Source organism: Alkaliphilus peptidifermentans DSM 18978 (assembly GCF_900101495.1).
GTDB lineage: Bacteria > Bacillota > Clostridia > Peptostreptococcales > Natronincolaceae > Alkaliphilus_C > Alkaliphilus_C peptidifermentans.
The window spans coordinates 98,914-119,819 of sequence record NZ_FMUS01000004.1; the positions used below are offsets into that span (position 1 = coordinate 98,914).

Genomic DNA, 20,906 nt, shown 5'->3' on the forward strand with positions numbered 1-20,906 from the left:
TTATTCTTCAGAATTATCCCCATCTACTGGATCACTGCCTTTTTTTTCTTCTTCTTTTTCCTTTTCCCTTTCAGGCACTCCAAAATGCTTTCCTATCCTTTCGATTTCGTCTAAAAGAGCGGTTTGGCTCTTAACCAGATTATTGTTCATCTGTCTAATATGCTCAACAAGAGCGGTTTGTGTGACTGTCATGGTTTCATTTAGGTTCTGCATTTGCTCCAGAGCTGAAAACTGAGCCATTTGAGCTATAAAATCTCTGTCCTCCATTGGATTCAATGGATCTTGATTTTGCATTTGGGTAATTAATATCTTTAAAAAGGTATCTTTACTTAAATCACTGTTTTTATTTTTAGTTGCCTCAGGGTCATATGTACGATAATTATGGTTTACTTCTGAAACATTACTCATTTGAATTCCTCCTTTCCTACACTACTCCATCAAATTTTGATGGAGTTAAATATGGATTTACTGCTACATTGCCTTCAGCATAGGTTATATTTGCTAATCCACCAGCTTGAGGAGTATTCTTCCTAAGCTTCTGTCTTTGATAGAAGGCTGCATTTCCTCTAGCAAATTCTTGTTGGTTTTGTCCCACAGATACCTCTAAGCTACTAACAGAAATCCCCTTTTCACCTAAATTAATTTTTAATTGGTTTAGGTTGTTTTCAATTAGTTCCTTTACTTGAGGATTCTCAGCAAAAACCTTTCCAGTAAGTACCCCTTCTTCTACAGTTATCTTTATTGTTAAACTTCCAAGGTTCTCTGGGCTCAACTGTAGCTTCATTTCACTTTTGTGATTTAATACAAGCACTTCCATCTTATTAACTACCTGGTGAATAATATCTTCTGGATCAACAAAGGCTGTTGATTGTTGAATAGTACTAGTGATTTTTGCTGCAATGGCCTCTTTAGATTGATGAATATCAAAGTTTAATTGATCTGTCTTATCTTCCTCTGAAGAAACTACTTTAATATTTATCTTTCCTTCCTCTGCAATTGGTTTTTGGACTACAGTTTCTTGGAATGCTTCCTTAACAGGTAGATCTGGATCTAATGACCTCATCTCTTCCAGTTGGCTAAATTGTAGCTCTTTGTCTAGGTTTACAGTGTTTACAGGTGTCTCACCAACAACCTCATTAAGTAAAGGTATACTTGTACTAAGGTTATCTTTAAACTCTTCTAAATTAACTATTGCTTTTTCTAAGGGAACTTTTTTCGCATTCTTTTCGTCAAATGAATCAATGCTGATGGTTATTAACTCATCTATTGATTTTATCTCTTCATTTAGTTGATTAACCTTATTTTCCAGCGTGCTAATAATGGTTTCTAGCTGACCATTATCATTATTTAGGGCTAAAATAGCTTCCTTAATGTGGGTTGCATCTTCTTCATTAAGAATCCCTTCTGAAACTAACTCTTCAAGTTGGTTTATTAGTTGAAGTATAACCACATTGTCTGGCAGAATTATTTCGTCCTTTTCTGTTTCAGTATCACATACAGGTGTTTCTTTGTTGGTTTTATTAGTTTCGCCTTTTACCTTTACTTCCTTAGGATCATTTTCAATTGCTTGGGTTTCTTTTGCTGGTGCTTCTTTTGCTGGTGCTTCTTTTGAATCCTTTACCTCTGACTTATAGTTCTTTGCCTCACTTGTACTTTTAACCCTACTTAGTACATTTACAAAGCTGTCCCCTGAATCATTTTTTGTTGATGATTTTGGTTGTTGAGGGACTTCCTTTGAGAAAAGTAAACTTTCTATTTGCATCATCTTTTTCACCTCCCTTCACTAATTTAATATTTTAACGGGTCATAATTTTTTGTGCTAACTCAATAGCCCGTTGTGTACTAAAGTTTTGAATAAGATTTGCAGTTAATGATGGCTTAAATTCCTTCATAACATCTAAAATCAATTGCTGATTAGTAAATACTAGTTGCTCTTGCGGCGTCAACTGATGTCTTAGATATACCTGATTGCTATTTAGCATTTGTTCTGCTATTTTTGCCAGCTCCGCAACAGGCATTTTTTGATATATTTCTACTAGCTCTATTATTTTTTCATCATAATCCCTATATGCTTGTACCGATGCTGCAAGGGCTGTAGACAAACCATCATCGGTTCCATTTAGTTTCTCTAGCTCATTTAGATTCGCATATAGCTCATATATAAGTTCGTTATTACTAATTTTAGAAAGAACCCTGCCACCCTTTTCTAATGATAGCTTAGAGTATATAACTGATAAGTCTTGAATATTATATTTTTCATTATTACCTATAATAGTTATAAGTTCATCAACACTTTTCTTTTCATATATCATAGTGGCTTCTAATAATTGTCCTACCCTCTGCTCAGTAGCTTCTATTTGTCTGTCTATTTCTGCCTTTTTTGCAGATGTTAGGCGAAATCTAATCTTTTGCTGAAGATCAGTGTTAAGATAATAAAGAAAGCTTGCTGCTTCTTCAGTTGTAAATTTATTAAATAGTAATGGTAGCATATCAAGGGTAAGTTCACCGCTTTCAAAGCTTCTTTCAATTTCCATGACCCCGTCGCTTAGCTTTAATGCAGTAAAATAATCTGCAAGGAAATTAACCTTTTCCAACTCATCTGCCTGAATCTCTTCAAATATTCTAGTTAATTGATTGCCTCCTAAATCTATTAATCTGATTCGATCACTAACTCTGCTCATTTTGACAGAATTTTCTCTATTTAATAGCAATAATAAATCTTGATATAGCTTCTTATCTTCACCTCTAACAATTAATAGCTTATCGGTTAATCGATCCTCATCAAGGGTAATATAATACTTAGCTATCTGTTTTTTTATTTGCTCCTGCTCATCCTTTGTAGGAAGATTTTCAAAATATCCACCTAAGCTACCAGGTAAGGTTGATAAAACTTCATTTGTCTTATAGCGAAAGCCTTCATTAGCATAATATGTAATGGCTGCAGTCATAGTAGGTACTAATAAAAAAGCTATTGAAATAATTGCTACTGCCTTTAATGCTCCCTTTTTGCTTTTCTCTTGGCTCATTTTATCCTCCTTATTTAACGGCGGTCTTATAAGAAACCAACTGGTCTAAAAGAGCTTCCTCATTTTTCATCAACTGGTACTGAAACACATCTGAATCCTTTTCCTTTAACTTATTAAATATTTTAGTTTGCTTTGTAGCCTCAATTAATTGTATACGACAGTTATTTACAGTGCTTTCACAGTTTAAAACCTTTTTGCTTTGATTAATTATTACCTCATCTATATATTTCAGCTTAGAAGCATGAATCTGAACTTCTTTAATGGTTATTGCTTCCTTTGTTCGTTCCTTCCATTGATATGACAAGTTATTCTTCTTATTTAAAAGCTGAAATAAATTTTCCTCTTCCTTTTTTAGCTTTTGAGTTGCATTACCCAATTGAGACTTCTTATTATCCTCTTGCATTTCCTTTAAATTCAGTATCGTATCAAAACGAAAAGAAAAATTCTTACCCATATCTTACCTCCCTATTCATTAAGGATTTTAATCATCACTTCAGATGTTTCAATAAAATTAGTTTTATCGTGGGTACCTTGAGTTAAGAACTGATTTATATCTTCTATCTTCTTAATAGCATAGTCAATTTTCTTGTTTGTTCCTTTTACATATGCCCCAATATTAATGAGGTCTTCTGCCTCACTATAGGTGGCTAATATCTCCTTAATTTTTGAAGCAGTAGAAATATGATTTTCGTTGACTATACTTGGCATAACCCTACTTATACTTGACAAAATATCGATTGCAGGATAATGGTTTTTATTTGCCAGCTTTCTTGATAAAACTATATGGCCATCTAAAATACCTCTTACTGCATCAGCAATTGGTTCATTCATGTCATCTCCATCTACTAATACTGTATAAAGTCCAGTAATTGATCCTTTTTCAGAGGTTCCTGATCGTTCTAGTAATCGTGGTAGAACAGCAAATACAGAAGGAGTATATCCTTTTGTTACTGGAGGCTCTCCTATAGCTAGCCCTATTTCTCTTTGAGCCATTGAAAACCTCGTTAGAGAATCCATTAATAGCATTACATTACTTCCTTGGTCTCTAAAATATTCTGCTATTGATGTTGCCAGAAGTGCACCCTTCATCCTAATAAGGGGAGCCTGATCTGAGGTTGCAACAATAACTACAGATCTTTTTAAGCCTTCTTCCTGTAGGTCATTGTCAATAAACTCCTTTACCTCACGACCTCTTTCACCAATTAATGCAATAACATTTACATCAGCCTGTGTATTCCTTGCAATCATACCAAGCATTGTACTTTTTCCAACACCACTTCCCGAAAAAATACCAATACGTTGTCCATTTCCACAGGTTAACATACCATCAATTGCTCGTATTCCAACAGATAAAGGCTCCATAATCCGTTTTCTATCTAATGGATTAGGTGGTATCCCCATTACAGGGTAGGTTTTTGATATAGCAATTGGACCTTTACCATCAATAGGTTCACCAAGCCCATCTAAAACTCTTCCAAGTAATGCATTGCCAACCTTCACCTCTAAAGTTGTTCCGGTAGCTTCAACCTTGCTTCCGGGCCCAATACCCTCCATCTCACCAAGGGGCATTAGTAAGACCTTTTTTTCTCTAAAACCAACAGCCTCTGCCAAAACAGGTTTTTTCCCTTTTAGAGTATGTATTAAACAAACCTCTCCTATTTTAACAGCTGGTCCTATGGACTCTATAGTTAACCCTATAACCTGGGAAACTCGACCTATATATTTTATTGGATCAAAGGAATGTATACCTTCAATATATTTACTGAAATTAAGAACACTCATATTATCACTCACTTATAATGATGTCGGAAAAAAGTTTTTCTATTGCTTTAATTTGAGTATCTACACTTGAATCAACAGTACCAGATAGAGTTTCAATAATGACACTCCCCGATGGGAGGGATGCATCACATTTTATATCCATCCTTTCGATACCTTCTGTCATCATGAAAATCTTGTTCTTTTCAGTATTAACTAAATCATAATCAGACTCAGAAACACGAATTACAATGGATTCTGTAAAGGTACACTTTTCTAAGCCTTCTCTAATAACCTCCATTAGCTTAGAATTATCCTCTTCCAGCTCATGGTTAATGATCTTTTTTACACATTCCATAGTTAAACTAATTAATTCCTTCTCTGCTTCCTTAATAACCTTCTTTTTTTCTTCCATCATATTAGTTTTAATTTCCTTAGCCTCTTCAATAAATGCTTCTACTTCTTTATAACCTTTTTCTTCACCTTGAATTTGTCCATCAGCATAGCCTTCCATTCTTGCATTTTCTCGAATTTGATTACTTTCTCGATGGGCATCTTCAATAATGCAGGCTGCTTCTTTTTTAGCTTCCTCAATTATTTTTTGTGCTTCTTCATTTGCTTCATTCATTATAGCTTCAATCTGCCGACTAGCTTCATCAAATTCCGAATCAAATGAAGAGTCATTTTCAATGTCATCATTTTTATCGTTATGAAGCTTAATAACGTTATTTATTTTAATTTGACTGAAATCAATTTGTTTTTTATCACCTAAAACTACCTCAGCAGATTTAAATACCTTAATCTTAGACAATTATTTCATCTCCTCCACCTCTGGCTATGATGATTTCACCTGCTTCTTCAAGTTTTCTAATGATATTTACAATCTTTTGCTGTGCTTCTTCTACATCTCTTAATCTAACAGGACCCATAAACTCCATATCCTCTTTAATCATTTCAGCCATACGCTTTGACATATTGGCGTAGATAACATCTGAAACTTCTTCTGTTGCTCCCTTTAATGCAATAGCAAGATCTTTATTTTCAATTTCACGAATAAATCGCTGAATTGATGTACTATCAAGATTAATGATATCTTCGAATACAAACATTCTTTTGCGAATCTCTTCAGCAAGCTCTGCATCTTGAATTTCAAGGGTATCCATAATATTTTTCTCTGTACCTCTGTCAACTGAGTTTAGAATATCAACTATTGATTGAATTCCTCCAGCCGATGTATAGTCCTGACTCACCAGTGAAGATAGCTTTCTCTCAAGAACAGACTCAACTTCCTTTATTATTTCAGGAGATGTTCTATCCATAATAGCTATTCTCTGGGCAATTTCAGATTGTTTTGCCTGTGGTAGGGCTGAAAGAATCTGTGCCGATTGATTTGAAGGTAAATATGCTAAAATAAGAGCAATAGTTTGAGGATGCTCATTTTGAATGAAGTTTAATAATTGGGCAGGATCTGCCTTTCTAGCAAAGTCAAAGGGCTTTACTTGTAATGAAGCTGTCAGCTTATTTATTATATCCATTGCTTTTTGTGAGCCTAATGCCTTTTCCAGTACATCCTTGGCATAATTAATACCGCCTTCAGAAATATACTCTTGAGCAACGCATATTTCATAAAATTCTTCTAGAATCTTTTCCTTTTCATCTGGCGGTACTTTTCTCATATTGGCGATTTCTAGAGTAAGCTCTTCAATTTCTTCATCGTTTAAGTGTTTAAATATTTGTGCAGAAAATTCTGGTCCTAAGCTAATTAGTAAAACAGCAGCCTTTTCACGACCAGTCATTTCCCCCTTTCCAGCTTTTCTCATCCCTCAATCACCCCTAATCTTCGCTTAACCAGTTTCTCAGAAGCTGTGCTACTGCATCGGGCTTCTTTGAAACCATTTTTTCTATTTGCTGCTTTGCCATTGATCCAGCTAATTGTAAATCAATTTCTTCTAGCTCTTCTTGAGGAATAATCTCTCTAATAGAATCTATTGGCTCCACTTTCTTCTTTCTAAGCTTAGTTGAAGCGAAATATGCTGACCCTAAGATTAGCGCTGCTACAATTCCCCATAACCATATTGGAATATTTCCCAAACCAGTTTGAACATTTGAACCCTCTAAAGCTGATCTCAATTGATCCTCAAGGGATGAGCTGAATTGTTGAACTCCTACTTGCACAACCCTAGTATCCAGCCCTGCAGCGGCAGAAATTATATTTTGAAGCTCGCGTCTTTCTTCATCCGTTAGCCTACCGCCATTAAGAGAGTTACTATTTATGTATACTGCAATAGTAATATCCTGTACTTGTCCCTGTGCTTTGACAATTTTTTGTCTTAATTCATTAATTTCGTAATTAATAGTCCGGCTTGCTTCGCTATAACGAGAAACATTAGGATCATATTCTGCATATTGGGTAATATCATCTGTATTTGAATCTGTACCGGGAATACCTCCTATAGCTTCGTTTACTACATTTTGTTGAAGCTCCTGCATACTTCTAATAATGCCTGTAGTTTCTCCATCTATTGGTGGTGAAAACTCCATTATTTCCGTTATCTCACTATCAAAATCAAGTTTCACATTGGCCATTACAGCTACATTGCCATAGCCATATACTGTAGATAAGAAATCAGTAATACTATTTTCAAGATCATTCTTTACTGCATGCTGAAGGTTAATTTGATCATTAACACTAAAGGCGGCGTCTCCTGATTCATTTCTTTGATTTAACACTCTACCGTCGGTTCCATGGACTGTTACATTTTCAGGGGAAAGTCCCTGTACTGCGTTAGATACCAATAATACTATTCCACTAATACTATTGTTATCTAAGTTTGCTCTCGTCTCTAAATCAAGAAAAACCGATGCCTTTGACATTCTGTCATCGTTTGCATAAATAAATCCACTTTTTTCTGGGACAGTTAAATGAACTACTGCCTTTCTTATACCAGGTATCTCCTCTATAGTGCTTGCCAGATAATTCTGTTGAGCATATTGAAATCGTTGTGTCCTCTCTTCGCTGGTCATCATAAAGGAATTAGTAAATGCATCTTCGAATGAAAATCTAGCAGTTGGCAATCCTTGAGTTGCAACAACAACCTGTGCTCTTTTCTCGTCCTGCTTTGCTACAAGAATTGTTCCGCTTGAGTCTCCAAATCTTGCCTTAATATTATTTGACTCCAAAGTGTTAAGTACTTCCCCAGCTTGTTTGGCATCTAAATCATAATAGAGTACAACGTATTCAGTTCTAGTAAATAAAAGTATCATAGCAGTTAATGCCAGTAGAATGAAAATGGCAGCTAGAGCAAGCTTTATCATCTGTCTTTTTTCCATTCCCTGGAAATATTCACTTAGCTGGTTCCGCATCGTTTCGACTGCTTCCGTCATTGGTTCACCTCATCTCAGCTATAATTATATCTGCATTCTTGTAATTTCTCGATAAGCGTCCAGCACCTTGTTTCTAATCTGCATTACTAGTTGAAAAGAAATATCTGCTTTTTGTGCAGCTATAGTAGCTTCATGTATATTCTCGATATCTCCTGAAGCTATTTTCACGGAATATTCATCACTTTTCTTAACTAATTGATCTGTGTTTTTTACAGCCTCCATAAATAAAGTAGAAAAGGAGGTTCCGTTATTCTGATCTTTAGCTTCTAATAAACCTAAACTAGTGTTCTTAAGTTGGTTAATTTGCTGAATATTCATTGTCTACTCTCCTTTTCTATCTTCCAATTTGCAATGCCTTCATTGCCATAGACTTTGATGCATTTAGTGCAGTTACATTGGCTTCATATCCCCTTGATGCAGAAATCATATTTGCCATCTCTGTTATAATATCTACGTTGGGCATTGAAACATATCCCTCCTGGTCGGAATCCGGATGCCCAGGATCATAGACCTTTTTAAGTGGTGATTGGTCATCCTTTATGCCAACAACCTCAACCCCATTTTGTTTAATATTGTTTCTTGCGGAGGTTGATAGAAATTGTGAGAATGGCATATTGGAATCTTTAGTTTTAAAAACTACTACTTGTCTTCTATAAGGACTGCCATTAGCAGTACGTGTTGTATTGGCGTTTGCAATGTTTTTGGATATGGTGTCCATTCGAAGTCTTTCAGCTGTAAGGCCAGTAGCACTGACGTTTATTGAATTAAAGAAACTCATTTCTATCACTTCCCTTCATTTATAGCTGACTTTAGTCTGCCGAGATACTGATTTAGTTGAGTAGATAATGTATCGTATAATATCGAATTTTTAGCTAGCTCTGCCATCTCTACATCGATATCAACGTTATTTCCGTCTCTTCGCGTACTATAGTGACCCTCTGTTTGTATTTTATACTCCTGTTGATGAACTGGCTTTAATCCAATTTGATAATGCTTCTTGTGGGTTAAAGTTCCCTGAATCCCTCTACCCCTTAATGATTCTGCCAACATATCTTCAAATAACACCTTTGATTTTTTAAAGTTTGGTGTGTTGGCATTTGCAATATTATTAGAAATTACTTCATTTCGCTTCCATGATGCATTTAAAGCATTATTAAGTAAATTAACATCCTTAAACATGTTCCTGCTCCCTTCACAATAATTTAAGAAAGATATACAATCATTTTAAATTTATATAGTATATCCCTAATTTTTCTACATGTTTCGTATAATATATGTTTCTTTCACTAAATTATAATTAGCCAAATATTTAGTTTTTCCTTCTTTTTTTTTCATATTTCTACATAACAGGACTCAAGGACTATGCCATTTTTTTCTAATAATTCCAGCTACTATTTTTTTATTATAGTAAAAAAAATGGCTAAAGAATATAGGCTCAAAGCCTTATAAAACAGATAACATTTAATTATATAATCCGATTTAGTTACTATATAACATAAAATAAATGCAAAATAATTTCGACAATTTCAGCGTTTCTATGTCCCTATACTTTTTAATATGTATTATGTATTAATTCATTTTTCCTTATAAGTTTTCATTTCTCTTTATTATAATACAAATTTCGATAAATCACCATTAAATTATATTTTTATCAGCAGTCAAATATACCCTTTTTTTATTGAATAAATTCCCAAATGAAGTCCAATAAAAAAACTCCATTTTTTTCAAAATGGAGTGAGATTGTTTATAAACTTATCTTTTAATTTTCCTTAGCTCTTCCAGTAATCGATCATTTAAAATCTTAATATGAGTACCCTTCATACCTAATGATCTCGATTCAATTACACCTGCACTTTCAAATTTTCTTAGTGCATTCACTATTACTGAACGGGTGATACCAACTCTGTCTGCAATTTTACTTGCAACTAGAAGTCCTTCGGTACCATTCAACTCATTAAATATGTGCTCTACAGCTTCTAGCTCAGAATAGGATAGTGTCCCAATTGCCATTTGAACTACTGCTTTCTTTCTAGCTTCTTCTTCAATCTCTTCCGTTTTAGCCCTTAATATTTCTAAGCCTACAACAGTGGAGCTGTACTCAACCATTACTAAATCTTCGTCGACAAACTCATTGTCATGTCTGGCTAACACCAAGGTTCCTAACCGATTACCGCTACCATTAATAGGAACAATAGTAACTAGCTTATTATAGCTTTGAACATCATATTTAAAAATCTTTAATAACTCATCCTTGGTGATATTAGACTTTGTTTCAACAATTCTCAATAGTTGTTCGTTATATTCTTCTGGAAATTTCTTTTCACTGGTTTTTTCATCAACTATAATTGGACAATCTGATGTATCCGTTAAGCTTACACCCAAAACTTTACCCTTTGAGCTTGAAACATAAACATTGGCATCTAATATTTCACTTAGAATTCTACAAAGCTCATTAAATGAAATAGCATGATCGCCACTCTGTTGTAATATTTTATTTATTCTTCTTGTTTTTTCTAATAATGCACTTGCCATCTTATTTCCTCCTTTGTTCTTTAAATAATAAATTTATCTTCACTAATAACTTTTATTGTATGCTTTAATTTTGACTGTACATAAGTAATATCAATAAGAATTTCCTTTTCTTCCATATCTGGTGCCTCAAAAGAGATTTCTTCTAAAAGCTTTTCAACTACATTATGTAGTCTCCTTGCTCCTATGTTGTCACTTTGCTCATTCATCATAAAAGAAACCCTTGCAATCTCATCTATAGCTTCTTCTGCAAATTGGATTTTTATACCTTCTGTTTCTAGCAGTAGCTGGTATTGCATTAATATAGCATTCTTAGGCTGGGTTAGTATAGCTTTAAAATCTTCTACTGTCAAGTTACTTAAGTTTACTCGTATAGGGAATCTACCCTGGAGCTCTGGAATTAGGTCAGATACTTTAGAAATGTGAAATGCCCCCGCAGCTATAAAAAGAATATGATCAGTTTTTACTGGTCCATATTTGGTCATAACTGTACTACCCTCTACTATAGGAAGTATATCTCTTTGCACACCTTCTCTAGAAACGTCTGGCCCCGATGCACCTTCTCTACCTGCTATTTTATCTATTTCATCTATGAAAATTATTCCGCTTTCTTCTACGTTGGTTACAGCTTTATTAATTACATCATCCATATCCACTAGCTTTTGAGCCTCTTGATCAGTCAAAATTTTGCGAGCTTCTGCAATTGTAACCTTCTTCCTTTTAGTTTTCTGAGGTACTATTTCTCCTAAAATATCCTGTATATTAATGTTCATTTCTTCATTTCCCATACCTGTAAAAACACCTAACGAGGAGGGAGTTTGATCGGTTACCTCTACTTCGACTATTTCTTTTTCTAGTAATCCATCTTCTAATTGCCTTTGAATTTGATCTCGCTTTAATCTTTTTTCAGTTTCTAAGTCTTCATCTATGTTATTATCCTCATTGTCTGATTTATTTTTAAACAGCATTTCTAAAGGATTCTTATAGGAAGAATCTTTTTTGGGAGATGGATCAAGGAGTTCTACAAGGCGTTTACTGGCAAGTATTTTTGCCTTCTGGTAATTTTTTTGTATGTATGTATTTTTAGTCATACGGATTGATGCCTCAACTAAATCTCTAATCATAGATTCTACATCCCGGCCTACATAGCCTACCTCTGTAAATTTAGTTGCTTCTATTTTTACAAAGGGTGCATCTACTAGCCTTGCAAGTCTTCTAGCAATTTCAGTCTTTCCTACACCAGTAGGACCAATCATAAGTATATTTTTAGGCTTGATTTCCTCCCTTACCTCTGAAGAAAGTTGGCTCCTTCTATACCTGTTCCTAAGGGCTATTGCAACAGCCTTTTTTGCAAGATTTTGCCCTATAATATACTTATCTAACTCATGTACAATTTCACGTGGTGTATAATCACTCATTTTTTCACCTCACTTAGAAAGCTATTGGCTACAATGTTTCAACACTAATATTACTATTTGTGTAAACACAAATATCTGCTGCAATTTCTAAAGACTTCATAACAATTTCTCTTGCTGGTAAATCAGTATTTCGACTCAAAGCTATTGCTGCAGATAAAGCAAAGGCTCCACCAGAACCAATTGCAATTACATCTTCATCTGGTTCTATGACCTCACCAGTTCCACTTATTACAAGCATTCCATCTTTGTTTAATGCGATAAGCATTGCTTCAAGTTTTGTAAGCATTTTATCTCTACGCCAGCTCTGGGCAAGCTCCATAGCTGCTCTTTTTAAATTACCTCCATGCTTTTCCAGGTAATTTTCGAATCTTTCTGCTAATGTAAAGGCATCTGCTACAGAGCCAGCAAACCCAATTAGCACTTCGTCGTTATATATTTTTCTAACTTTTTTTGCATGATTCTTTATAACAACTTTTTCTCCCAGGGTTACTTGGCCATCTCCTGCAATTGCACAGTCTTGACCGTTTTTTCTTGCGGCGACAATCGTTGTCCCTTTTATCATTACCTCACCCCCCGGTTTATACTATAGACTCAAATGAAATATTACCACATCTTTATACTTAGTTCAACTAATATCTGTGTAAATGAGTAAATATTTCTAATTTTCAATTTTTTCTTGATATCCACAATCTTTATTACTACACTCTATTTTTTCGCTTTTTTTATTTTTCTTGTGTACCATTAATTGATTACATCGAGGACATTTTTTTTCTATTGGCCTATACCATGATACAAATCTACACTTGGGAAAGCTACTACAACCATAGAATAGTCTACCTTTTTTTGATCGTCTTTCTATGACCTCTCCTTCATCACAGGCAGGACACTTAATACCGATTTTATTAACAAAGGGTTCAGTGTAGGTGCATTCTGGATAGCCAGAGCAAGCAAGGAATTTACCATAACGTCCATGCTTAATAAGCATTGTTTTCCCACATTTTTTACATTCCTCATCACTTTCTTCTACTAAATCTATCTCTTCCATGTCCTTTTCTGCAATCTCCAGCATTTTTCCAAATGAATCATAGAAGTTTTTTATTAAAATCTTCCAATCCTGATTTCCATCTTCAATTTTATCTAAGCTTTTTTCTAGTTCTGCAGTAAAATGGACTTCTAGTACTTCAGAAAAATAGTTTACAAGTATATCTGTTACTATAGTACCCAATTCTGTAGGCTTTAAATATCTTCCTTCTTTCTCCACATAGCCTCGAGAAAGTATAGTAGTAATCGTAGGAGAATAGGTACTTGGTCTTCCTATACCAAGCTCTTCCATTGTTTTTACCAATGATGCCTCTGTATACCTGGCTGGCGGTTGTGTAAAGTGCTGTTTAGGGTCTTCTTTAATAACCTTTACCTTTTCACCTTCCTTTATAATAGGAAGATATGTGTCTTCTGATGTAGTAGCAAAAGAGTATACCTTTAAGAATCCATCGAATTTCAACCTTGATCCAGAAGCTCTAAACTGTATCTGCTCCACCTCTAACTCAATGGTAAGAGTCACAAAAACTGCTGGAGCCATCTGACTTGCTACTAATCTTTCCCAAATTAGTTTATATAAATTGAATTGATCTTTTGTTAAAGACGATTTAATCTTACTTGGTGTACGGTCTATGTCTGTTGGTCGGATGGCTTCATGGGCATCCTGTATATCTTTCTTTTCTGATTTTTTTTCTTCTGCTTTATTTAAATATTCCTTTCCAAAGGCTTCGCTAATATATTCATTTGTGCTATCTATAGCTTCCTTTGATATACGAGTTGAATCAGTACGCATATAGGTTATTAACCCAACAGTGCCCTCTTTTTCTATATCAATACCTTCATAAAGCTGTTGTGCTATTGACATGGTTTTTTTTGTAGAGTATCCCAGCTTATTAGATGCCTCCTGCTGTAGTGTACTGGTGATAAATGGCATATATGGGTTACGTTTCTTTTCTCCTTCTTTAACTGATGAAACTGAAAGGGTTTTTCCCTTTATTTTATCAAGTATACGGTTAATTTCTTCACTATTCTTTAAATCCTTATTACCATTTTCATCGCTGAAAAATTTTGCCTCAAATGTTTCACCATTTTTATTTTGCAAATCAAGCCTTAGGCTCCAATACTCTTCCGGTTTAAAATTTTGAATTTCTTCTTCTCTATCCTTTATTATTTTTGTAGCTACCGATTGCACCCTACCTGCACTTAAACCTTTTCTAATGTTACGCCATAATAAAGGACTTATTTTATATCCAACCAATCGATCTAATACTCTTCTAGCCTGCTGTGCATCAACTAATGCTTTATCTATAACCCTCGGCTTCTTTATTGCATTCTTTATTGCATTTTTTGTGATTTCATTAAATTCTATCCTACAGGCTGTTTTCTCATCAATATTAAGGGCATTAGCCAAGTGCCATGAAATTGCTTCACCTTCTCGGTCAGGGTCAGTAGCCAATAGGATGTTTTTTGCTTTTTTGGCTTCCTGTCGAATTTCCTTTAAAACTGGTCCTTTACCTCGGATGGTAATATAGTCTGGTTCAAAGTTATTATCTATATCAACACCTAGCTTACTTTTAGGTAAATCGATAATATGCCCTATAGAAGCTTTAACCACATAATTTCTTCCTAAAAACTTTTTTATTGTTTTTGCCTTTGCAGGCGACTCTACAATTACTAAGGATTTTGTCAATTACCACACCTCCAATGGGATCATTTGTTTTGGAAAAATTAGACAAAATGCAATTCTAAAAATCATAATTATATTACTGTAAATGTTTTACCCCGTAACTGACAAATGAAACCCTTCAATTCCAACACAGTTAAAATGGGATTTAATTCGCTTATTTTCATACCACTACTATGAACTATTAAGTCTATATGGATTGGTTCTTTCTTTATTATATTATATATTTTAGCTTCTTTATCACTAAGTGATACATTTACTCTTATGTTTTCTTTTCGATTCAATAAGCTATAATCTTTCTTTAGCTCATCAAGTAGATCATCAACTTCTAATACAATTTTAGCTCCATCCTTTATTAGACTATTAGTACCTTTACTTTGACTATTGTTTATGTTTCCTGGTAAGGCAAATACTTCCTTCCCTTGTTCCAGGGCAAAATCTACTGTTATTATAGCACCACTTTTTTCTGCAGCCTCAACAATAAAAACTCCGTCGGATAACCCACTAATAATTCTATTCCTAGCGGGGAAATGATGTTTCATTGGTGGTGTCCCTGGTGGATATTCCGATAGGATGCAGCCATTATTGTTTAATATTTCAAGCATTAATTGGCTATTAGAGGCAGGATAACACAGGTCTACACCACAGCCTAATACGGCAATTGTATTCATTTTTTCTGCAAGAGACCCTTTATGAGCTTCAGTGTCAACCCCTAAAGCCATGCCACTTACTGTACCAACACCCCACAAGGCAAGTTCACGAGCAAAATGAAAAGCAGCCCATCTACCATAAGTGCTTGCTTTTCTTGCACCTACTATAGCAATCTTTGGATTATCTAAAATTAATCTACCTTTTATGTATATTACATATGGTGGATCGTATATGCACTTAAGTTTATCTGGGTACTCATGATCATAAATAGTAACAGCCCTAATATCCTTTTCTGTAATCTTATGTATTAACTCATTAAGATAGTTCTTGTTTCTATTTTTAATCAAGCTCTCAGCAATTATTCTATTATTATTCAAAGCCTTTTTGATATGTAATTCATCAGCCTTCCATAATTCCTGTAGGGAACCAAAATATTCTGTTAAATTATTCAATCGCTTTGAACTTATTCCCCCTACATGATTTAACCAAATAAGCAAGTCTCTATCCTTAAGAACCATCGATTCTCCCCCTTTAGAAGATAACCTACTTGACATACAGATTATTGCTAAAATTTTGAATTCGCGCCTACACATTATATAACAAAACTCAAGAATAATAAACAATATTTTCTAACAATACTGTAATATAAATTTATTTATGCAGATTAATGACTTTATTCCTATAGGAAAAACCCAGCATCCTTACGCATTCTGAATACGCGGCGATTACTGAGTTTTAATATTCCTTAATCTAAATAGTTTTAAGTAATCTGGATAAAATTAATATAAATAATTTATATAGCATTCCAATCCTTTAAATTATTTGTTATGAAGTTTACAATTTCTTTATGCTCTTCTCTGCCATTTCCATGAACTTCAAGAGGTTCTCCAAATGCAATATGTATTGGTATATCTCTACATATAGGGCCCAAATCCTTTACTAGGCTACCATTTTGCCAAAAATCAGTTCTGATTGCGATGGGGACTATTTTAACATTAGCCTTTTTTGCTAGCTTAACTCCTAGACTATTAAACTCCTCTGGAACAAAGGATACTGTTCTCGTACTTTGAGGAAATATTATTACTGAAATTCCCTTCTCTAATCTAGCCTGCCCCTCACTCATTACTGTTTTTAAGTCTTCCCGAGGATTATCTCTAAAAACAACTATTGGATTTCTAGATCTCATTATTGACCCTACAACCTTATGCCTTGCCAGACTTTCTTTAATAACGAAGGTTGCCTCCACAAAAGGAGCTATTAAGCAAGGAAAAATCATTGTTTCTAATGTACTCATATGGTTACTTACAAAAACCACTTCTTGGTCTAACTCTGCTAAATGATTAAGTCCTGTTATATGAAAGCGTCCTCCACAACCTTCTATATGCTTAAAGATATCATAGGAGGCTTGAGCCCATGCTTGTGTATCAAACTCACCCCTTGACACTACTTTTCTTGCTTCAAACAATATATTAACATGTCTAGCAACAAAATAAAGTCTACTGTTTAATGAAAGTCTATCTAATAAATGTCGTGGTGTATTAATATCAGTATGATATTCAGGTGGTGTAAAAAATTGAACCAAGGTATTCACATCCTTTAGAAATATATAAGGAAATTATAACAGTATATTACCCTTCATACAATAAAATTAACATAAATACATTATACAATACCTATTGCTCTTATAGGAGACCCATCTGCATCTTTATATTTTAATGGTAAACAATAGATCATAAACTCCATTTCTTTTATCATATTTAAATTGTTAAGATTTTCTATTATAATCATATTCTTTGATAGGAATATGTTATGTATAGGGAAATCCACTGAATTCATATGATCAATGGAGATTGTATCCACTCCTATTCCTTTTAAGTTAAAGTCCTTAAGCCAATTTGCAGCCTCATTACTTAGTACTGGGAAATTATCGAAGTATTTTTGTGTCCCCCAATAATTGCTCCAGCCTGTATATAAAATGAAGAAATCCGATGTTTTAATAAGCTCTCTATACTGCTTAATGTCATCCAGCTGAATAATTGCCGAACCAAGCATAGAAACATCCATTAAAAATGCTTTACCCACAAACTTATTTATATCAAAATCATCCAAAGAAGGACCATTACATATCATATGGGATGGAGCATCTATATGAGTACCTGTATGGGAATAAAAAGTAATCTGATTTTCAGAAAATCCATCCTTTTCGAATGTATTAACTAATTTAAAAATAGGTGGTTCTGTCCCAGGAAATACTGGCATATTAATTTCCAGATTATGTGTTAGATCAACTGTCTTCATAATATCCCTCCAAATTTGATTAGTAAAAAGATATTATAACATAAAAAATCAATAAAAAAAGACCCTTATAAAACTAAGGATCTTCCAACTTTTCTCTTTAAGCTTTAAATTCTTTATAGGCTTCTTTTTTGGCTCCACAAATTGGACATTGATCTGGTAAATGATCTGTTTCTGTATGACCACAAATATTACATACATAGATTGAACCTACATCCATATCCTTTCCATCCCGTGCTACATTCTGAGCCTCTTTAAATAGTTTTGCATGAACTTTTTCAGCTTCTAAAGCATAATGAAAGGCTTTTTCTGCTGCCTTTTCATTTTGAAAGCGTGCTGTTTCTAAATATACTGGGTACATTTGATCTATTTCATGAAGCTCACCATCAATCCCTCCCTGTAGATTATCTACAGTTTTTCCTATTCCGAAAACCGCTCCTGCAGGAACCGTAAAATCTCCCACCTGTCCCTTCAACACTCTAAAATGATTATCTGCATGGGCATATTCTGCATATGCTATTGCTCTAAATAGCCTTCCGATATTAGGCATCTTTTCTGCATCTGCCACATCTGCCCAAATTAGATAACGCATATGTGCCATGCTTTCTCCACCATATGCTGAACGTAAAAAGTCAGCTGTCATAGCATTTACTACTGACATCTTAATAACCTCCTCAAAAATAAGCAAAATAAAATTCCTTTAAATTATTACCCCTATCCCCTTATTTATACATATTTAATATTTCTAATTTTTTTAATAACTAGGTAGAGAAATTTATAATTAGTGACAAATCCTACTATAATATCTCTAGCTCTTGGTGTATAATAATAAGAAAAAGTAGGCATATAATAATGATATTATAATCAAATATAAAAGAGGTGGAAGAATGTTATTAGTAAATAAGTACACTGTAAAGGAAGAGATTTTCAATAGTATAAGTCATGGTATAGGGGCCCTCTTTAGCATTGTTGCTCTTGTTGTTCTTGTTGCTTTTGCAAGTATTCATGGAGATGTTTGGCAAATTGTTAGCTTTAGTATATATGGCTTCACATTATTTTTTCTATATTTATCATCTACACTGTATCACAGTATTTTTCATGAAAAAAGCAAGCAAATACTCAGAGTCTTAGACCACGTTTCGATATATTTACTTATAGCTGGGAGCTATACTCCTATAACCTTGGTTGCTATGCGTGGAGCATGGGGTTGGGCTATTTTTATTACTATTTGGGCTTTAGCTTTAGTAGGTATTCTACTTAAGATTATTAGCTTAAATAAAACAAAGATAATATCAACCTGCCTATATGTTCTTATGGGATGGCTGATTATAGTTGCGATAAAGCCTATGCTGACAATGCTACCTCCGGGGTTATTCATTTGGCTTATAGCTGGTGGTTTGTTTTATACCTTTGGCTTAATCTTTTATATATGTAAAAAAATTCCCTATAACCACGGGATATGGCATTTATTTGTATTAAGCGGAAGTATCCTTCATTATTTTGGTTTTTTACTCCACCTGGCAAGATAGCAACTTTATAAAAGTATATAAATTTAAAAAAAATCCTCATATCGTGAGGATTTTTTTACTTTAATTAAAAATATTTTTTTAATATTGTTGTAATTTTCACTGCTTAAAATTGTTATATTTTTCATAATTTTTACAAATACTGCTTGCATAATTTTACCTATATGATATACTTAATTAAGCTCGATAGTGCCTTTGGATAATAAACCTTCTCTATAGCTTATAGCTTGGAAGCTTTAAAATTTCCTTTGCCACGGGCAAAAAAATAGTTGGAGGGTTTATTATGTATAAAGATAAAAATTTAAATTGTAAGGATTGTGGAGTTGAGTTTGCTTTTACAGCATCAGAGCAAGAGTTCTTTGCTGAAAAAGGATTCACTAACGAGCCAGGTCGATGTCCAAGTTGTAGAGCTGCTAAAAAAGCACAGGGTCGAAATAATAGCGGTAGACAAAATCGTACCCAAAGACAAATGTTTTCTGCAACCTGTGTAACATGTGGTGGTACGGCATCAGTTCCTTTTCAACCTAGTGGTGATAAGCCAATTTACTGTAAAGACTGTTACCAACCTCGTAATAAGAACTGGTAAGATTATATAAACCTTCTCGCTACCCTAGAGAAGGTTTTTTTATTGGAAGCTATTCTCTTCTAACTATTTTAATTGATGATTTTTTTTCAATTTCTTTTATGAAATCTTCTTTATTAATGGGAGAAATTAATGAATAACCAAATTTGCGATATTTTATTTGTATTCTATCCAATGACAGTGCATATGACGATAAAGCATTTCTTGTTTCCTTCATGGATTTAATATCAGCAAACTCAATTCTTTCTCTAAATGGGCCGCATCTAACAATTATATATGTTTCCTTCAAAACATAATAGGTACCAAACCAAATCCAAGCGATAAACGATAAAATTACTGTAAAAACTATAAATGGTGTAATAGCTTCTTTAGTTATAAAAGCAGAGTATACTGACATAAGAAACCCTGAGGTAATAGGAAGCCAAATCAATAGACCCAGCCATAAATCCCGTTTAGAATTATATCTCATTTAATTTACAACCTCCTCAATAAAACAATTCTTGAAAACCATTAAGTTACCTATTAGTTTTATGTAGGGCTATTTTCTCGCTTTACCAGTAATATTTTGAATTTCTATCTTTATTACCTTTGTTTTATCACCAGCATTTTTTATATATGCTTCGCCTTTTTCTAAGTAATCCTTTGAATATTTTTTAAGAAGTTCACGTAGAACTTTAATCTTTTCATCTTCAAAAACCTCAAGGGCTTTGCCGAAGGCAATAACACTTTCATATTTTGTACTGAAATCTTGAGGTAAGATTTCTGTATTGCCAATAACACAGAATGATACCTTATCATTATTTTTTAAGTTATCGAGCTTATAGCCATTAGTAGCACAATGAAAATATATATGGCTATTTAAATATACATAGCTTAATGGAACCCCATAAGGGAATCCATTTTCACCAATTGTCGAAAACACTCCATAGTGTCCATTCATTAGTATTTCAACAATCCTACCGTTATCTATTCTTCTATCTGTTCTTCTCATTTCTCTAAACATTTAATATACCT

23 protein-coding genes are annotated in these 20,906 nt (G+C 33.9%); 2 read left to right on the forward strand and 21 right to left on the reverse strand.

Annotated features, from left to right (window positions below; genetic code table 11):
• The 19 genes from BLP68_RS04380 to BLP68_RS04470 form a co-directional block, all read right to left on the reverse strand.
• Complete coding sequence (locus BLP68_RS04380; RefSeq protein ID WP_091540481.1) at nt 1-408, reverse strand: flagellar hook capping FlgD N-terminal domain-containing protein; 408 nt, start codon at nt 406-408, stop codon at nt 1-3.
• A gap of 16 nt (nt 409-424) precedes the next feature.
• Entirely contained in the window at nt 425-1,765 is a 1,341-nt protein-coding gene (locus tag BLP68_RS04385) for a flagellar hook-length control protein FliK (RefSeq protein WP_091540482.1), read from the reverse strand.
• Between the two features lie 31 nt (nt 1,766-1,796).
• A complete protein-coding gene (locus BLP68_RS04390; RefSeq protein WP_091540485.1) occupies nt 1,797-3,026 on the reverse strand; it encodes a hypothetical protein in 1,230 nt (409 codons plus the stop codon).
• Between the two features lie 10 nt (nt 3,027-3,036).
• Nucleotides 3,037-3,480 carry a flagellar export protein FliJ gene (fliJ, locus tag BLP68_RS04395; RefSeq protein ID WP_091540487.1) on the reverse strand — a complete coding sequence of 148 codons (444 nt, stop codon included), beginning with the start codon at nt 3,478-3,480 and terminating at the stop codon, nt 3,037-3,039.
• Between the two features lie 11 nt (nt 3,481-3,491).
• Nucleotides 3,492-4,808 (reverse strand): flagellar protein export ATPase FliI, encoded by a 1,317-nt coding sequence (fliI, locus tag BLP68_RS04400; RefSeq protein WP_091540490.1) that lies wholly within the window; start codon nt 4,806-4,808, stop codon nt 3,492-3,494.
• A 4-nt stretch (nt 4,809-4,812) separates the two neighbouring features.
• On the reverse strand, nt 4,813-5,595 hold the full coding sequence (locus BLP68_RS04405) for a FliH/SctL family protein (protein WP_091540492.1): 783 nt from the start codon (nt 5,593-5,595) through the stop codon (nt 4,813-4,815).
• Complete coding sequence (gene fliG / locus BLP68_RS04410) at nt 5,588-6,604, reverse strand: flagellar motor switch protein FliG (RefSeq protein ID WP_091540495.1); 1,017 nt, start codon at nt 6,602-6,604, stop codon at nt 5,588-5,590. The genes BLP68_RS04405 and fliG overlap by 8 nt, the downstream gene beginning before the upstream one ends.
• A 13-nt stretch (nt 6,605-6,617) precedes the next feature.
• Complete coding sequence (fliF, locus tag BLP68_RS04415; RefSeq protein ID WP_091540496.1) at nt 6,618-8,168, reverse strand: flagellar basal-body MS-ring/collar protein FliF; 1,551 nt, start codon at nt 8,166-8,168, stop codon at nt 6,618-6,620.
• Nucleotides 8,169-8,192: 24 nt separating this feature from the next.
• Nucleotides 8,193-8,486 carry a flagellar hook-basal body complex protein FliE gene (gene fliE / locus BLP68_RS04420; protein ID WP_091540499.1) on the reverse strand — a complete coding sequence of 98 codons (294 nt, stop codon included), beginning with the start codon at nt 8,484-8,486 and terminating at the stop codon, nt 8,193-8,195.
• A gap of 16 nt (nt 8,487-8,502) precedes the next feature.
• Nucleotides 8,503-8,946 carry a flagellar basal body rod protein FlgC gene (flgC, locus tag BLP68_RS04425; RefSeq protein WP_091540502.1) on the reverse strand — a complete coding sequence of 148 codons (444 nt, stop codon included), beginning with the start codon at nt 8,944-8,946 and terminating at the stop codon, nt 8,503-8,505.
• 5 nt (nt 8,947-8,951) lie between these two features.
• A complete protein-coding gene (gene flgB / locus BLP68_RS04430; protein ID WP_091540505.1) occupies nt 8,952-9,347 on the reverse strand; it encodes a flagellar basal body rod protein FlgB in 396 nt (131 codons plus the stop codon).
• A 573-nt stretch (nt 9,348-9,920) separates the two neighbouring features.
• Nucleotides 9,921-10,700 carry a GTP-sensing pleiotropic transcriptional regulator CodY gene (gene codY, locus BLP68_RS04435; protein ID WP_091540508.1) on the reverse strand — a complete coding sequence of 260 codons (780 nt, stop codon included), beginning with the start codon at nt 10,698-10,700 and terminating at the stop codon, nt 9,921-9,923.
• A 20-nt stretch (nt 10,701-10,720) separates the two neighbouring features.
• Nucleotides 10,721-12,115, reverse strand: coding sequence for an ATP-dependent protease ATPase subunit HslU (gene hslU, locus BLP68_RS04440; protein WP_091540511.1), 1,395 nt, complete (start codon nt 12,113-12,115; stop codon nt 10,721-10,723).
• 28 nt (nt 12,116-12,143) lie between these two features.
• A complete protein-coding gene (gene hslV, locus BLP68_RS04445) occupies nt 12,144-12,677 on the reverse strand; it encodes an ATP-dependent protease subunit HslV (RefSeq protein WP_091540514.1) in 534 nt (177 codons plus the stop codon).
• Nucleotides 12,678-12,773: 96 nt separating this feature from the next.
• A complete protein-coding gene (gene topA / locus BLP68_RS04450; protein WP_091540516.1) occupies nt 12,774-14,843 on the reverse strand; it encodes a type I DNA topoisomerase in 2,070 nt (689 codons plus the stop codon).
• A 68-nt stretch (nt 14,844-14,911) separates the two neighbouring features.
• The gene (dprA, locus tag BLP68_RS04455; RefSeq protein WP_091540518.1) at nt 14,912-16,006 is read right to left on the reverse strand and encodes a DNA-processing protein DprA; all 1,095 of its coding nucleotides are present in this window, start codon (nt 16,004-16,006) and stop codon (nt 14,912-14,914) included.
• 275 nt (nt 16,007-16,281) lie between these two features.
• Nucleotides 16,282-17,070: a lysophospholipid acyltransferase family protein gene (locus BLP68_RS04460; RefSeq protein ID WP_091540520.1), complete on the reverse strand. Its 789-nt coding sequence runs from the start codon at nt 17,068-17,070 to the stop codon at nt 16,282-16,284.
• Nucleotides 17,071-17,150: 80 nt separating this feature from the next.
• Nucleotides 17,151-17,786 carry a cyclase family protein gene (locus BLP68_RS04465; RefSeq protein WP_091540523.1) on the reverse strand — a complete coding sequence of 212 codons (636 nt, stop codon included), beginning with the start codon at nt 17,784-17,786 and terminating at the stop codon, nt 17,151-17,153.
• A gap of 97 nt (nt 17,787-17,883) precedes the next feature.
• Nucleotides 17,884-18,444 carry a rubrerythrin family protein gene (locus BLP68_RS04470; protein WP_091540524.1) on the reverse strand — a complete coding sequence of 187 codons (561 nt, stop codon included), beginning with the start codon at nt 18,442-18,444 and terminating at the stop codon, nt 17,884-17,886.
• Nucleotides 18,445-18,670: 226 nt separating this feature from the next.
• Between BLP68_RS04470 and trhA the strand changes: the two genes are divergently transcribed.
• Together trhA and BLP68_RS04480 are read left to right on the forward strand one after the other, a co-directional pair.
• Nucleotides 18,671-19,312: a PAQR family membrane homeostasis protein TrhA gene (gene trhA / locus BLP68_RS04475; RefSeq protein WP_091540527.1), complete on the forward strand. Its 642-nt coding sequence runs from the start codon at nt 18,671-18,673 to the stop codon at nt 19,310-19,312.
• Between the two features lie 280 nt (nt 19,313-19,592).
• Nucleotides 19,593-19,895 carry a zinc-ribbon domain containing protein gene (locus BLP68_RS04480; RefSeq protein WP_091540529.1) on the forward strand — a complete coding sequence of 101 codons (303 nt, stop codon included), beginning with the start codon at nt 19,593-19,595 and terminating at the stop codon, nt 19,893-19,895.
• A gap of 49 nt (nt 19,896-19,944) precedes the next feature.
• Here BLP68_RS04480 and BLP68_RS04485 read toward each other — a convergent pair whose 3' ends face one another.
• Together BLP68_RS04485 and BLP68_RS04490 are read right to left on the reverse strand one after the other, a co-directional pair.
• Nucleotides 19,945-20,361, reverse strand: coding sequence for a PH domain-containing protein (locus BLP68_RS04485; RefSeq protein WP_091540532.1), 417 nt, complete (start codon nt 20,359-20,361; stop codon nt 19,945-19,947).
• Nucleotides 20,362-20,430: 69 nt separating this feature from the next.
• Complete coding sequence (locus BLP68_RS04490) at nt 20,431-20,895, reverse strand: pyridoxamine 5'-phosphate oxidase family protein (protein ID WP_091540535.1); 465 nt, start codon at nt 20,893-20,895, stop codon at nt 20,431-20,433.
• Nucleotides 20,896-20,906: the final 11 nt, after the last annotated feature.